The sequence below is a fragment of the Actinoplanes sp. NPDC048796 genome (assembly GCF_040650035.1).
In the GTDB taxonomy this organism is placed as follows: Bacteria; Actinomycetota; Actinomycetes; order Mycobacteriales; family Micromonosporaceae; genus Actinoplanes.
On record NZ_JBEZGO010000001.1, the window covers coordinates 1,320,923 to 1,335,024 of the forward strand.

At 71.5% G+C, this 14,102-nt stretch carries 11 protein-coding genes; 5 read left to right on the forward strand and 6 right to left on the reverse strand.

Annotated elements, in window-relative coordinates; translation table 11 throughout:
• Positions 1 to 387: 387 nt before the first annotated feature.
• From AB0C26_RS06265 to AB0C26_RS06275, 3 genes are all read right to left on the reverse strand, one after another.
• Entirely contained in the window at positions 388 to 2,961 is a 2,574-nt protein-coding gene (locus AB0C26_RS06265) for an EAL domain-containing protein (RefSeq protein ID WP_360242314.1), read from the reverse strand.
• A 162-nt stretch (positions 2,962 to 3,123) separates the two neighbouring features.
• A complete protein-coding gene (locus AB0C26_RS06270) occupies positions 3,124 to 3,420 on the reverse strand; it encodes a MoaD/ThiS family protein (protein WP_360242317.1) in 297 nt (98 codons plus the stop codon).
• Positions 3,420 to 4,496: an exo-alpha-sialidase gene (locus tag AB0C26_RS06275; protein WP_360242320.1), complete on the reverse strand. Its 1,077-nt coding sequence runs from the start codon at positions 4,494 to 4,496 to the stop codon at positions 3,420 to 3,422. The genes AB0C26_RS06270 and AB0C26_RS06275 overlap by 1 nt, the downstream gene beginning before the upstream one ends.
• A 65-nt stretch (positions 4,497 to 4,561) precedes the next feature.
• Here AB0C26_RS06275 and AB0C26_RS06280 point away from each other — a divergent pair, with 65 nt between their 5' ends.
• Genes AB0C26_RS06280 through AB0C26_RS06295 form a run of 4 tightly spaced genes read left to right on the forward strand, consistent with a single transcriptional unit; the run spans position 4,562 to position 8,938 of the window.
• Positions 4,562 to 4,936: a PH domain-containing protein gene (locus tag AB0C26_RS06280; protein ID WP_360242323.1), complete on the forward strand. Its 375-nt coding sequence runs from the start codon at positions 4,562 to 4,564 to the stop codon at positions 4,934 to 4,936.
• 48 nt (positions 4,937 to 4,984) lie between these two features.
• A complete protein-coding gene (locus tag AB0C26_RS06285) occupies positions 4,985 to 6,166 on the forward strand; it encodes a PQQ-dependent sugar dehydrogenase (RefSeq protein ID WP_360242326.1) in 1,182 nt (393 codons plus the stop codon).
• A 46-nt stretch (positions 6,167 to 6,212) separates the two neighbouring features.
• Positions 6,213 to 7,853, forward strand: a complete 1,641-nt coding sequence (locus tag AB0C26_RS06290) for a metallophosphoesterase (RefSeq protein WP_360242329.1) — start codon at positions 6,213 to 6,215, stop codon at positions 7,851 to 7,853.
• A 41-nt stretch (positions 7,854 to 7,894) separates the two neighbouring features.
• Entirely contained in the window at positions 7,895 to 8,938 is a 1,044-nt protein-coding gene (locus AB0C26_RS06295; protein WP_360242332.1) for a hypothetical protein, read from the forward strand.
• Positions 8,939 to 9,157: 219 nt separating this feature from the next.
• Here the strand turns inward: AB0C26_RS06295 and gatB are convergent, their stop codons facing one another.
• A complete protein-coding gene (gene gatB / locus AB0C26_RS06300) occupies positions 9,158 to 10,657 on the reverse strand; it encodes an Asp-tRNA(Asn)/Glu-tRNA(Gln) amidotransferase subunit GatB (protein WP_360242335.1) in 1,500 nt (499 codons plus the stop codon).
• A gap of 126 nt (positions 10,658 to 10,783) precedes the next feature.
• Here gatB and AB0C26_RS06305 point away from each other — a divergent pair, with 126 nt between their 5' ends.
• A complete protein-coding gene (locus AB0C26_RS06305; protein ID WP_360242338.1) occupies positions 10,784 to 12,241 on the forward strand; it encodes a M1 family metallopeptidase in 1,458 nt (485 codons plus the stop codon).
• A gap of 18 nt (positions 12,242 to 12,259) precedes the next feature.
• Here the strand turns inward: AB0C26_RS06305 and gatA are convergent, their stop codons facing one another.
• Both gatA and gatC read right to left on the reverse strand, forming a co-directional pair.
• The gene (gatA, locus tag AB0C26_RS06310) at positions 12,260 to 13,723 is read right to left on the reverse strand and encodes an Asp-tRNA(Asn)/Glu-tRNA(Gln) amidotransferase subunit GatA (RefSeq protein ID WP_360242341.1); all 1,464 of its coding nucleotides are present in this window, start codon (positions 13,721 to 13,723) and stop codon (positions 12,260 to 12,262) included.
• 5 nt (positions 13,724 to 13,728) lie between these two features.
• Complete coding sequence (gene gatC, locus AB0C26_RS06315; RefSeq protein WP_097318230.1) at positions 13,729 to 14,028, reverse strand: Asp-tRNA(Asn)/Glu-tRNA(Gln) amidotransferase subunit GatC; 300 nt, start codon at positions 14,026 to 14,028, stop codon at positions 13,729 to 13,731.
• Between the last annotated feature and the right edge of the window lie 74 nt (positions 14,029 to 14,102).

Below are 14,102 nucleotides of genomic sequence, written 5' to 3' on the forward strand. Positions count from 1 at the left end.
CGCCATCCAGGCGCGCGGCCGGGAAGGAAGCCATCCAGGCACGCGTCCGGGGAGGAAGCCGTCAAGGCGCGCTGGCCGCCCCAGCCGAAGGGGGCAGACGCACTCCGCGAAGGGCGGCCGTTTCCAGGCGTCTCGAGTCGCAAAAGGACTGGCCGCCACAAGAGAAGAGCTGCCGCAAAGACGCACTTCGAAAAGCGCGGATCGCCCCAAAGGTGGGTGCGACCAACGTGAGCACCGCGAAGGACGACCGTTGCGCGGTGGACCGTCGCTGCGGCGGACCGTCGCCGAGGTGGGCCGGCGCCGCGGTGGGCGTCGCCGAGGTGGGCCGGCGTGGCGTGGTTCGACGGCGGTCGTGCCAGGAGGGGCGACGCCGGCGAGAGAAGGCGGTCAGGCTCGGTGGGTCTCCAGGTACGCCTCGATGCGTTCGGCCGGGCCCGGGTGGCCCAGGGCGAAACCCTGGCCGTAGAGGCAGCCGGCCTGGGCGGCGCGTTTGATCTGGTCGGGGGACTCCAGGCCCTTGGCGACGATTTCGAGTCCGAGGCGGCGGCCGAGGCTGACCACGACGTCGATGACCGCGGGGCCGCCGCCCGGTGTGGGCTCCGGCGCCGTGTTGGTCAGGGAGGCGTGCAGCTTGAGCATGTCGACCGGCAGGCGGCGCAGGTGGGACAGGGACGCCTGGCCCGAGCCGAAGTCGTCGAGGGCCGCCCGTACGCCCAGTTTGCGCAGGCCCGACAGGGACGCCACGATCGCCGGCACGTCCTCGGCGATCCAGTCCTCGGCCACCTCGACGACCAGGCGCTCGGGGGCTATCCCGTACCGCCGCAGGGTGGTGGCCACGCGGTCGGGGAAGCGAGCCGTCAGGAGTTCGCGCGGCGACACGTTCACCGACAGCCAGAAGCCCGTGTCGCCGGTCGACCAGGCCGACAGGTGTTTGCAGGCCGTGTCGAGGACCCACTCGTCGAGTTCGGGGGCGATGCCGACGGCGCGGGCGATCGGGAGCAGTTCGTTCGGCATGATCGTGCCGAGGGTGGGGTGGCGCCAGCGGAGCAGGGCCTCGACGCCGGCCGGCTGGTCGTCGCGGAGGCCGACCACCGGCTGGAAGACCAGGTCGAGCTCGTGGCGTTCGATCGCGCCGAGCAGCTCGCGTTCCAGGTCCATGCGGCGGTTGAGCTTCATCTCGACGTCGGGGTCGTACCACTCGACGCGGTCCAGGCCGAGTTGCCGCGCGCGTTTGCGGGCCAGGTCGGCGTGGCGCAGCACCTCGTCGGAGTCGGTTCCGCCGGACAACTCGGCCAGGCCGATGCTGGTGTGCAGCTCGACCACCGCGCCCGGCAGCTGGTGCGGCTCGGACAGCACGGTCGCGATGCGGGTGGCCAGCGCGTACGCCAGTACCGCGCCGTCCGTGGTGAGCACCGCGAACTCGTCGCCGCCGAGGCGGGCCGGCACGTCCTCGGCGGCGAGCAGGGTCCGCAGGCGGCGGCCGACCTCGATGAGGACGGCGTCGCCGGTCTCGCGGCCGCGCGCGTCGTTGATGTCGGCCAGCCCGTGCAGGTCGATCACCAGCAGGGTGCCCTGCCGGCCCGGCCGCCGCCGGTAGGCCAGTAGGTCGCGCATCAGCGCGCGCCGGTTGGCCAGGCCGGTGAGCTGGTCGGTGTACGACAGTTTGTGCAGCGCCCGTTCGAGGTGACGCCGCTCCCCGATGTCGCGCACGTGCACCACCAGGGCCGCCACCTCGGGCACCGACCGCTGGTCGGAGATCGTCGACTCGGTGTCGCGCCACAGCTCGGCGCCGTCGCGCAGCCGGGCCGCGACCAGCGCGGGCGGACCGTCGGCGTGCTCGCCGGCCAGCACCGAGTCGATCATCTCTTGGGCCCCGGCCACGTCGTCGGGGTGGATCAGGTCGCGGAAGGCCTTGCCGACCACCTCGTCGTCGGTGAGCCCGAACAGCCGGGACGCGGCCGGCGACTGCCATCGGATGCGCAGCTGTTCGTCGAGCACGAGGGTGAGGTCGGTGGCGCCGGCGACGAGTGAGCGGAAGTGCGCCTCGGCGGTCTGCAACTGCCCCGCGTACTTGCGGATGTCGCGGACCACCAGCAGCTCGCGCATCGCCAGCACGGCCACCATCGCGATACCGAGGATGATGCTGGTCGGGTCGAAGCTGCGCACCTCGGCCAGGTGCCAGATCGCGGCGATCACGCCGACTCCGGCCGGCACCGCGAGCAGCGGATAGCTCGCCAGATATTGATCGGGGTTGCGGGGTTCGAGCGGCGGCAGCGGCAGGTCGCGGCGGGAGCCGCCGTCGGCCGTGAGCGCCAGGCCGGCCACCATCGGCAGGCCGACCAGGGCCAGGGCGACCGTGTCGCCCGAACCCATGGTGACCAGCGTGGCGGCGATCGTGAGGCCGATCAGTACCATGATCGCCCCGGTCCCGCACCGGATCGCGGGCCGCCGGTGCGGCGTACCGCGCAGCACCGAGACCAGCACGATGGCGATGCCGGTGGCGGCGATCAGCGTGACCGGCAGGGTCGCCGGGTGGGCCTGTTTGACGGGCGGGATCAGATAGCCCGCGAAGGCGATGCTGACGCCGAGGCCCAGCCCGTCGAAGGCGCGCCGGCTGTGCAGCGCCCAGCCCCGGCCGGCGCCGGGCAGCAGCAGGGTGCCGACGGAGTAGCAGGCCGCGGCCACGCCGAGCCCGATCGTGGCCCAGACCCCCGCTCCGGGCGGCGACCAGGCGGGCACCGTGGCGGTCAGGGCGGTCGCGAGACCGCCCATGCCGACGAAGCCCGCCCCGCGGCAGGCCACGAACGTGCCGTCGGTGTGGTGGATGGCCAGCGCGGCCCGCACCAGGATCGCGGCGGCCACGAGGCCGTAACCGCCGACGGCGATCGCCAGGGCGAGCCGGGCCGGGATCAGCCCGCTCGCACCGGCGATCAGGATCGCGGCCGCGAACGCTGCGGGCACACCGAGGATCAACACCCGGTGGTGGGGCGACCGGGTGGCACGTGCGGTGGGGGGCTGCACTGCCAAAACGACGATCCTCTGGGAATCTCGCCGGGTAGGGGGTCGTACGGGGGCGCTGTCCGGATAACGACGCTTCCCCCGAACAGGTTACGGCCGAGTAAGTCACCGGCGCACGTCGAAGCCGCTCCCTCCCGCCACGGACGGCAACACCTGGATTTCGGACCCCTCGGCGACCGGGGTCTCGAGCCCGGCGGTGCGCCGGCTGTCCTCACCGTCCACGTAGACGTTGACGTACCGCCGCACCGCGCCCTGCTCGTCGCGGATGCGGCGGGCGAGCCGGGGCCAGCGCTCGTCCACCTCGGCCAGCACGGCCGCCAGCGACCCCGACGCTGAGATCTCGAGCCGGGACGCGCCGCCCGCTTCGGCGCGCAGCACGCCCGGCACCAGCAGGACCGGCATCAGATCGACACCGCCCGCACCGAGAGCACGTCGGGCAGGTGAGCCGCCACTGTCGTCCACGAGTCACCCTCATCGCCGGACGCGAAGACCTCGCCGGCGCGGGTGCCGAAGTAGACGCCGGCCGGGGTCCCGTCGTCGGCGCACATGGCGTCGCGGAGCACCACCGGGTAGTACGGCCCGCCGGGCAGGCCGTTGCTCTGCTCCTCCCACTTGTCGCCGGCGTCGGTGGACCGGAAGACGCGGCAGCGCAGCTCGGTGGGGTGCCGCTGGGAGTCGGCGGTGAGCGGGAAGTTCCAGATCACGCCGGGCCGGCTGGGGTGGGCGACCATCGGGAAGCCGAAGTCGCTGGGCAGCGTGCCGGCGATGGACTGCCACGAGTCGCCGCCGTCGGACGAGCGGTAGACACCGTGGTGGTTCTGCGCGTAGAGCCGGCGGGGGTCGTCCGCGTCCCGGGCCACCCGGTGCACACACTGGCCGAACTCGGGCCACGGATCGGGCATGAAGTAGGCCTTGATGCCCTTGTTGGCCGGGGCCCAGCTGTCGCCGCCGTCGGACGAGCGGTAGACGCCGCCGGTCGACATGGCGACGACCAGACTCGACGGGTCGGCCGGGTGGGGCAGGATCGTGTGTACGGCCTGGCCGCCGAAGCCGGCGCCCCACTCCGGCCGGTGTGGGTGGTCCCAGAGGCCGCGCACCAGCGCGAACGAGCGCCCGCCGTCGGTGGAGCGGAACAGCGCGGACGGCTGCGAGCCCGCGTAGATCACGCCGGGACCGCCGGGCACGATCTGCCAGATACGCTCGACCGAGGCCCCGGTGTCGGCCGGGAAGGCGACCGGGGCGGAGTCGGGCTCCTCCCAGGTCTGGCCGAAGTCCTCGCTCACCGCGATGCTCGGCCCGAAATGTGAGTTGTCCACGGCGGCGAGAAGCCTCGGCCGCGGTCCGCTGGTGTCCACGCCGATCGTGTAGATCGCCGTGCCGGAGAAGTGTGCCGGACCCACCTGCCAGGTCCGGCGGTCGTCGTCGCTTGTGGCCAGGAACAGCCCTTTCTGCGTTCCGATCGCGAGCAGCGTTGTCATGCCGCCGAGTATGCGCCGCGGGTCCGACAGAAATGGCGGACAACGTGGGTGGGACACTGGGATACGTGAGTTCTAAGCCCCTTCTCCGTGTCCGCAAGACCGGTGCCCTGCTGGTCGCGGCCGGTCTGGCCTTCCTCGGCGCCATCCCGTTCGCCGGCGCCCGGTGGGAGCTCACCCCGGTGCTGCTGATCCCCATCGTGTTCTTCGTCTGGGCCTGGCGCGCCGGCACCGACGTCTATGCGGACGAGCTGCGCGTCCGGGCGCTCGCCGGCAGCACCAGGGTGCCGTGGCCGCGCATCGCCGAGCTCGCCCCCGACGCCCGCGGCCAGGTCTCGGCCCTGCTCGACAACGGCAACGTCATCAAGCTGACCGCCGTCACCAGCGAAAACCTGCCCCGGGTGCTCGCCGCCGGCGGGCAGGAGATCAAGCACGCCGACTGACTCAGGTTCCGCCGCTACCCTGGGGTGCGTCGAGATCGAGGAGGTCGAGTGATCGTGCGTTCCCGCCGGGGCCGGGCCGTCGCCGCGGCGCTTGCCGCCGTGCTCGCGCTGACCGCGGCGTGCAGCTTCGGCCCGCCCGATCCCGACCAGCAGGGCGCACCACCCAACCTGCCGAAACCATCGGCGATCGAGCCGTCCGGCGACAGCAGCGCCGACCCCGGCGGCGGCAGCCAGGAGGTCGCGATCACCGTGCTGGCCAGGGCGCTCGACGTTCCGTGGGGCATGGCTTACCTGCCCGACGGAACGGCACTGGTCACCGAGCGCGACACCGGCCGCATCCTCAAGGTCGGGCCCGAGTCCGACGCGAACGGCCTCACGGTCACCGAGGGGCAACGGTTGAGCGAGGTCCAGGCGTCCGGCGACGGCGGCTTGCTCGGCATCGCGGTCTCGCCGAAATACGCCACCGACAAGACCGTCTTCGTCTACTACTCGACGGCCAAGGACAACCGGGTCGGCAAGCTCACCCTCGGCGGCAAGCTCCAGCCGATCCTCACCGGCATCCCGCGCTCGGCCGACGCCAACGGTGGCGCGCTCGCCTTCGGTCCCGACGGTTTCCTGTACGCGGGGACGGGCGACGGCACGAGCACGGGCACGCTGGCCCAGAATCCGAAAAGCCTCGGCGGCAAGATCCTGCGGATGACCACCGCCGGCAAGCCCGCCGCCGGAAACCCGGTCAAGACCTCCCTGGTCTGGTCCTCCGGCCATCACAACGTGCAGGGCATCGCCTGGGACAAGACCAAGCGGATGTACGCCACGGAGACCGGCCAGAAAAAGTCCGGCGAACTCAACGTCATCGTCAAGGGCAAGAACTACGGCTGGCCCGGTACGGACGGCGCGGGCACCGACGCCAAGCTGACCAACCCGCTGTTCAGCTGGCCGGTCGCCGAGTCGTCCTGCTCCGGTGTGGCCGTGATCGAGCAGACCGTGGCCACCGCCTGCCTGCTCGGGCAGCGCGTCTACCTGCTCAACGTGACCGGCAACGGGACCGTGATCGGCGTGCCGCAGGGCGTGCTCACCGGCGAGTACGGCCGGCTGCGGGCCATCGCCGCCGCCCCCGACGGCTCGCTCTGGGTGAGCACGTCGAACCGGGAGGACGGCGGCACCCCGGCCACCGACGACGACCGCATCATTCGGCTGGTCTTCTCCGATGGTGGGGCCGGTCGCACCTGACCATGGCACGGTTTGACGGGAAGCGGGTGGGGGCAGGGAGCCGACGATGACCGAGCAGACGGCCTCGGCGGCGACGTGGCGCCGCTGGTGGGCAGCAGTGGACCGATGGGCACGGGCGACGGCCCGGGTCACCGGGCGGGTGCACCGCAACCGGTGGACCCGCCGGCTTCGTATCGGGGCGGCGGTCGCGCTGGTCAGCGTCGGCGGTGTCGTCGTCGGCACGATGCTCTTCGCGCACGCCGACCTGAACGTCGGCCCGTTCCGCGCCGAGATGTCGATCAGCCCGTCGCTGCTCGGCGGCACCGAGGTCGACCTTCCGCCGCTCGGCTCGCTGCACCTGGACAGCCACGACGGCCCGATCCACCTCAAGGTCAACCTGTCCTCGCTCGACCAGAGCCGGACCGAGGCGCTGATCGACGACCCGACCGCGCTGACCTCGGCCGGCGACCGGGCGGTGGACGACGTCCGCACCGGCGTGATCCAGCTCGGCGTGCGGACGCTCGGTATCTCCGTACTGGCCGCTCTGATCCTCTCGGCTCTGATCTTCCGCAACGTCCGGCGGGTGGCCGCGGCCGGCCTGACCGCCCTGGTGGTGACCGGCGGCAGCCTCGGACTGGCGGCCGGCACGCTGCGGCCCGACTCGATCGCCGAGCCGCGGTACGAGGGTCTGCTGGTGAACGCGCCGGCCGTCGTCGGTGACGCCCGCCGGATCGCCGACAACTACGGCAAGTACGCCGACCAGCTGCAGCAGATCGTCAGCAACGTGAGCCGGCTCTACACGACGGTCTCCTCGCTTCCGGTGTACGAGCCGGAGGCGAACACCACGCGCATCCTGCACGTGTCCGACCTCCACCTGAACCCGTCCTCCTGGGGCCTGATCCGCACCGTGGTGCAGACCTTCGAGATCGACGCCGTGGTCGACACCGGCGACCTGGTCGACTGGGGCAGCAGCGCCGAGACCGGGTACGCGGCGTCGATCCCGTCGGTCGGGGTCCCGTACATCTGGGTCCGCGGAAATCACGACTCGGCCGCCATCCAGGCCGCGGTCAAGCGCCAGGACAACGCGGTGGTGCTGGACAACCAGATCACCACGGTGGACGGCCTGACCATCGCCGGCATCGGCGACCCGGAGTTCACCCCGGACAAGAGCGAAACCCCGGCGGCGCAGGATCCGGCGAGTACGCAGGAGAGCCCGCTGCTGCGTTCGGGGAGCCAGCTCGCCGACACGATCCGGGCCTCGGGCAAGCCGGTCGACGTCGCTCTGGTCCACGATCCCGCGATGGCGCCGCCGCTGTCCGGTGTGGTGCCGCTGGTCCTGGCCGGCCACAAGCATCAGCGCGAGGTCAGCCTGCTGCCGGCGCCGCCGGCCGATCTCGGCGCGTCCGCGTCGCCGTCCTCGGCGCCCTCGGCCGGCGGGACCACCCAGCAGCCGATCACGACCCGCCTGCTGGTCGAGGGCTCCACGGGCGGGGCCGGCCTGCGCGGCCTGGAGAAGGAGGAGCCGACCCCGCTGAGCCTGTCGGTCCTCTACTTCGACGAGAAACACCAGCTCAAGGCGTACGACGACATCTCGCTGGGCGGCACCGGCGAATCCAACGTGGAGATGCAGCGCAACGTCGTCGGCGCCGAGCCGGAGGAGTCACCGTCCCCGTCGGCCTCGGTGGTCCCGGTGGTCCCTCAGCGCTGATAGATTCCCCGCGCTCATTCTCTTGATCACGGGGAATCACCATGTCCGACACTGTCACCGCCCGGCCGCCCCGCGCCTGGGAGGTACACACCAACGCCACCCTGGCCACCATCCTGGGCACCGCGCTGGCCAGCCTCGCCCTCGTCGTCACCGACCTTCAGCTGCGCTCCTGGATCAAGGCCGACGGCACCGGTGAGGTCTCCGGGCTGGCGTCCACGGTGCTCGAGGATCCGTACGTCTTCGACCTGCTGGCCACGATGTTCATGGTGGCCTACATCGGTACGTACTTCTGGTGGCGCAAGAAGACCCTGGAGATCATCCGCCGGATCGGCGCCGAGCCGAGCCTGCTCCGGCACTGGTCGGTGAGCGCCTGGGCCGTGTGCCTCGTCCTGTCGATCGTGGTGTCAGTGGTCGACCGCGACCGGGCCGTACCGGGCGACTTGGACACGCTGGCCGCCGCCCTCGGCCGTAGCGCGGCCATCCAGTCCTTCCGCGTCGCCGGTCTCGGATTCTTGCTGTACGGCGTCTGGCAGCTCCGCCGAACCATCCGCCGAGCGGTCGCCACCGCGGGCGTCGCCTTCCGGATCGGCTCCACCACCAAGCCGGTCCCCGCCCAGCCACTGCCGCCGGTGTCCCGGGCCGAGACGTCCACCGACGTACCGCCCGCCGACGACGCCTTCTGGGACAGCGTCCGCGACCTGGCCGAGCAGGCGGGCACCGAACTGGCCCTGCTGGAGACCACCGAGGGCGTGGCCCGCCGCTGGGCCCTCATCCCGCCGACCGGCGACCTGACCGCCGTGCGCGCCGCGGTGCCGCCCGGCGCGATCATCACCGTCTACCCGAACCCGCCGTCCGAGGCCGGCCCCGAGGGCTTCACCCCCACCGAGGCCGACGAGTACTACGGCTTCCTGGAGGACGCCGCTTCCGGCTCCCTCTGGTACCAGACGGTCCGGCCCAACCGCATCCCGGCTTTCCTGGCCCGCACCCGCTCGGCCCGCCGCTGGGCTCTTTACCCGGCGCACTCGCCCACAGCCCTCACCGCCGTGGCCCCCGAACCCACCGCGGCCGCGACCCCCGACGCCTGACGCACTGCGCTAACGTGTCACCGCCGCAGCCCCCGAACCCCACCCAGGCCGCGGCGCCCGGCGCCTGACGCGCGTCACGCCGCCCGCGAAGCGCGGGCGGCGTGACGAGCTGCTTTCGTTGCAGGACAGCCCGGCAGCCGCGGCAGAGAGGCCGGGACGGCAGCGCCCGGGCTTGTGGACCTCGGTGCCGTTCGTCGATTCGTACTACTTCTTGTGAATTTAAGAGACGCCGAGCCGCTGCAGGATGAGTTCGCGGACGGACTTCGCGTCGGCCTGGCCGCGGGTGGTCTTCATGACCGCGCCGACCAGCGCGCCGGCCGCGGCGACCTTGCCGTCGCGGATCTTGGCGGCGATGTCGGGGTTGGCGGCGATGGCCTCGTCGACGGCGGCGGTCAGCGCGCCCGTGTCGGAGACGACCTCGAGGCCCCGCGCGGCCATGACCGCGGCCGGGTCGCCCTCGCCGGCCACGACACCCTCGAGCACCGTGCGGGCCAGCTTGTCGTTGAGCTTGCCCTCGTCGACCAGTTTCTGCAGGGCCGCGACCTGGGCCGGCGTGGCACCGACCTCGGCCAGCTCGACGCCGGTCTCGTTGGCGCGGCGGGCCAGCTCGCCCATCCACCACTTGCGGGCGCCCGCGGGGGACGCGCCGGCGGCGATGGTCTCCTCGATCAGCTCGACCGCGCCCGCGTTGGCCACGGACTGCATGTCGACCGCGCTGATCCCCCACTCCTCGCTGAGCCGGGCCCGCTTGGCGCTCGGCCGCTCGGGCAGGGCCGCCTTGAGCTCCTGAACCCACGCCGGGTCGGGCGCGATCGGCACGAGGTCGGGCTCGGGGAAGTAGCGGTAGTCGGTCGCCGTCTCCTTCGAGCGGCCCGGGCTGGTGTCGCCGCGGTCCTCGTGGAAGTGGCGGGTCTCCTGCACGATGCGGCCGCCCTCGTCGAGGACCGCCGTCTGCCGGATGATCTCGGAACGGACCGCGCGCTCGACGGAGCGCAGCGAGTTGACGTTCTTCGTCTCGGTACGGGTGCCCCACTCCTCGCCCGGCTTGTTGAGCGAGGTGTTGACGTCGCAGCGCAGCGAGCCCTGCTCCATGCGCACGTCGGAGACACCGAGCGAGCGGATGATGTCGCGCAGCTCGGTCACGTAGGCCCGGGCGATCTCGGGGGCGAGCGCGCCGAGACCCGGAACCGGCTTGGTCACGATCTCGACCAGCGGGATACCGGCACGGTTGTAGTCGACCAGCGACTCGGTGGCGCCCTGGATGCGGCCGGTCGCGCCGCCCACGTGCAGGGTCTTGCCGGTGTCCTCCTCGAGGTGGACACGCTCGATGCCGATGCGGTAGCTCTGGCCCTCGTACTCCACGTCGACGTAGCCGTCGGTGCACAGCGGCTCGTCGTACTGCGAGGTCTGGAAGTTCTTCGGCATGTCGGGGTAGAAGTAGTTCTTCCGCGCCATGCGGCACCAGGTGGCGATGTCGCAGTTGAGCGCGAGCCCGATCCGGATGGTCGCCTCGATGCCGGCCCGGTTGGCGACCGGCAGCGCGCCGGGCAGGGCCAGGCAGACGGGGCAGACCTGCGTGTTGGGCTCGGCGCCGAAATCGGTGCGGCAGCCGCAGAACATCTTGGTGGCCGTGCCCAGCTCGACGTGGGTCTCGAGGCCGATGACCGGCTCGTAACGCGCGATGGCGTCCTCGTATGAGGGCAGCACGGTGGTGGTCATGCGGTGAGCTCCCAGGTGAAGACCGGCGACTGAACGGCTTTAAGACTAGTGGGCCCCACCGACAGAATTTCGGGTGACCCACGACCGACCCCACAGCGGATGATCATTTAGGTACGGTTCCGGGCCATGCGACGCGTTCCCCTCGCCGTCGTCGCCCTCACCGCGTCAGTTCTGCTGGCCGGATGCGACGGCACGCCCACCCCCTCGCCGACCACGTCGACCACCCCGCCGACCCCGGCTCCCTCCACCGCCGCCGCGATCGACTACTCGGCCTGGCAGGCCGGCACGTCGAAGCCGGTGGCCGACAAGCTCTACCCCAAGCACGGCACGGCGGCGCTCGACGTCCTGCACTACGACCTGAAGCTGGCCTGGAAACCCACCACGAAGACCCTCACCGGCACGGCCACGCTGCGCATCCGCCCCACCGCCGACGCGTCGGAGATCAAGCTCGACTTCAAGCCGTACGCCCTGGATCAGGTCACCGTGGACGGCGTACCGGCGAAGGGCGCGAAGGTGACGGCCGAAAAGCTCGTCGTCCCGGCCACCGTGAAAAGCGACGAGCCGGTCACCCTGACCGTCGGATACCACGGGAAGCCGGCCACCACGCCGATCCCGTCGCACCGTAGCGACGTCGAACCGCTCGGCCTGACCATCACCAAGGAGGGCGGCCTCTGGACGATGCAGGAGCCGTTCGGCGCCTTCACCTGGTACCCGGCCAACGATCAACCGTCCGACAAGGCCCTGTACGACATCGCGGTGACCGTGCCGCCGGGCTGGTCGGCGATCGCGGCCGGCACCCCGGCCGGGCAGACCGGCACCACGTTCAGCTACCGCAGCACCGACCCGATGGCGTCATATCTGCAGACCTTGGCCGTCGGCAAGTACAAGCGGATCACCGCCAAGGGCCCGAACGGCCTGCCGCTGACGTACTGGTACCGCCCGGGCACCGACGAGCGCCTGCTGCCGTCGCTGAAGAAGTCGCCGCAGTTCATCAGCTTCCTGGAGAAGCGCTTCGGGAAGTACCCGTTCCCCACCGGCGGCATCGTCATCGTCGACTCCGCCTCCGGCATGGAGACCCAGCAGATGATCACGATGGGCGGCAAGCCGGCGAAGTTCGACCCGGCCGCCTACGAGGAGGATCTACTCCACGAGTACGCACACCAGTGGTTCGGCGACTCGGTCACCCCGAGCAGCTGGACCGACCTGTGGCTCAACGAGGGCTGGGCGACGTACACGCAGTTTCTCTACCAGCAGAGCATCGACAAGTTCAGCGACGCCGCGCTGGAAACCTATCTCCGGCAGTCCGACGCCAAGCTGCGCGCGAAACTCGGCCCGCCCGGCTCGCCCAAGGCGGCCAACTTCGCCGAGAGCAACGTCTACATCTGCCCGGCCGCCATGCTCAAAGAACTCAACGACGCCCTCGGCGACGCGAAGTTCTTCGCCCTGGGCCGAGCCTGGGTCCAGACCCAGAAGAACACCCAGCAGGACCGGGCGTCCTTCATAGCCTTCGTCAACAAGCAGACCGGAAAGGACTTCACCAAGCTGATCACCAACTGGCTGGACGGCAAGTCCACCCCCGCATAGGGGTGGACTTGCCGCTGACTACAGCGCGGGCGGGGTGAGGGTGCCGACCGCCGACTCCAGGGCGGCCGCGACGCGGTACATGCGGTCGTCGGCCATGGTCGGCGCCATCACCTGGAAACCGACCGGCAGGCCCTCGGACAGGCCGCACGGGACCGAGATGGCCGGGCCGCCGTACAGGTTGGTCGGAATCGTGAAGAGGTCGGCCAGGTACATCTGGTACGGGTCGCTGGTGCGCGAGCCGAACGGGAACGCGACGAACGGCGTGGTCGGGGAGACCAGCACGTCGACCTTCTCGAAGGCCGACTCGAAGTCGCGGGTGATCAGCGTGCGGACCTTCTGGGCCTGGCCGTAGTACGCGTCGTAGTAGCCGGACGACAGCGCGTACGTGCCCAGGATGATCCGGCGCTTCACCTCGGGGCCGAAGCCGGCCTCGCGGGTCAGCGACATGACCTCCTCGAGCGAGTGGTTGCCGTCGTCGCCGACGCGCAGGCCGTACCGGACGCCGTCGAAGCGGGCCAGGTTCGACGAGGCCTCGCTCGGGGCGATCAGGTAGTAGGCCGGCAGCGCGTACTGGAAGTGCGGGCAGGAGACCTCGACGACCTCGGCGCCCAGCTTGACCAGGGCCTCGAGCGACTCGTGGAAGGCGGCCAGCACGCCCGGCTCCGAGCCGTCGCCGGCGAACTCCTTGACCAGGCCCAGCTTGACGCCGGCCAGGTCACCCGAGCCACCACGGCGGGCCGCGGCGACCACGTCCGGCACCGGCTGCGGGATCGAGGTGGAGTCGCGCGGGTCGTGCCCGGCGATCACCGAGTGGAGCAGGGCCGCGTCCTCGACCGTACGGGCGCAGGGCCCGGGCGTGTCGAGCGACGAGGAGAAGGCGATGAGGCCGTAGCGCGAGGTGCCGCCGTACGTCGGCTTGGCCCCGACCGTGCCGGTGACCGCGCCCGGCTGGCGGATCGAGCCGCCGGTGTCGGTGCCGATGGCGAGCGGCGCCTCGTACGCGGCGAGGGCGGCCGCGCTGCCACCACCCGAGCCGCCCGGGATGCGCCCGAGATCCCACGGGTTGTTCGTGGGCCCGTACGCCGAATACTCGGTCGACGAGCCCATCGCGAACTCGTCCATGTTGGTCTTGCCGAGCATCACCGTGCCGGCCGCGCGCAGTCGCTCGACGAGCGTCGCGTCGTACGGCGGGCGCCAGCCCTCGAGAATCTTCGAGGCGGCGGTGGTCGGCACGCCCTTGGTGGCGATGACATCCTTGACGGCGATCGGCACGCCGGCCAGCGGCCCGGTCACCTCACCCCGGTCGACCCGCTCGGCCGCGGCCAGCGCGCCCTCACGGTCGACGTGCAGGAACGCGTGCACCCGCTCGTCGACCGCGTCGATCCGGTCGAGGTGGGCGGTGGCGACCTCGACGGCCGAAGCCTGCTTGTCGGCGATCGTCTTGGCCAGCTGGGCCGCCGACATCCTGGTCAGATCGGTCACGGCGGTCAGTCCTCCTCGTCCAGGATCCGCGGCACCCGGAAACGGCCCTCGTAGGCGTCGGGCGCGCCGGAGAGCGCCTGCTCCTGGGTGAGGGACGGCTGCGGGACGTCGTCGCGGTACACATTCGTCAGCGGCACCGAGTGCGAGGTCGGCGGGATGTCATCCGCCGCCACGTCACCGATCCGGGCGACGGACTGGAGGATCACGTCGAGCTGCCCCGCGAACCGGTCCAGTTCCTCCTCGGTCACGGCGAGCCGCGACAGGCGCGCCAGGTGCGCGACCTCTTCGCGGGAGATGGCGGCCATCCTGCCCCTACTTTCTCGAATGCGACGCTGACTGGTGGAGTCTATTTCGCCGACGTCACGCGGCTGCTGGCGGG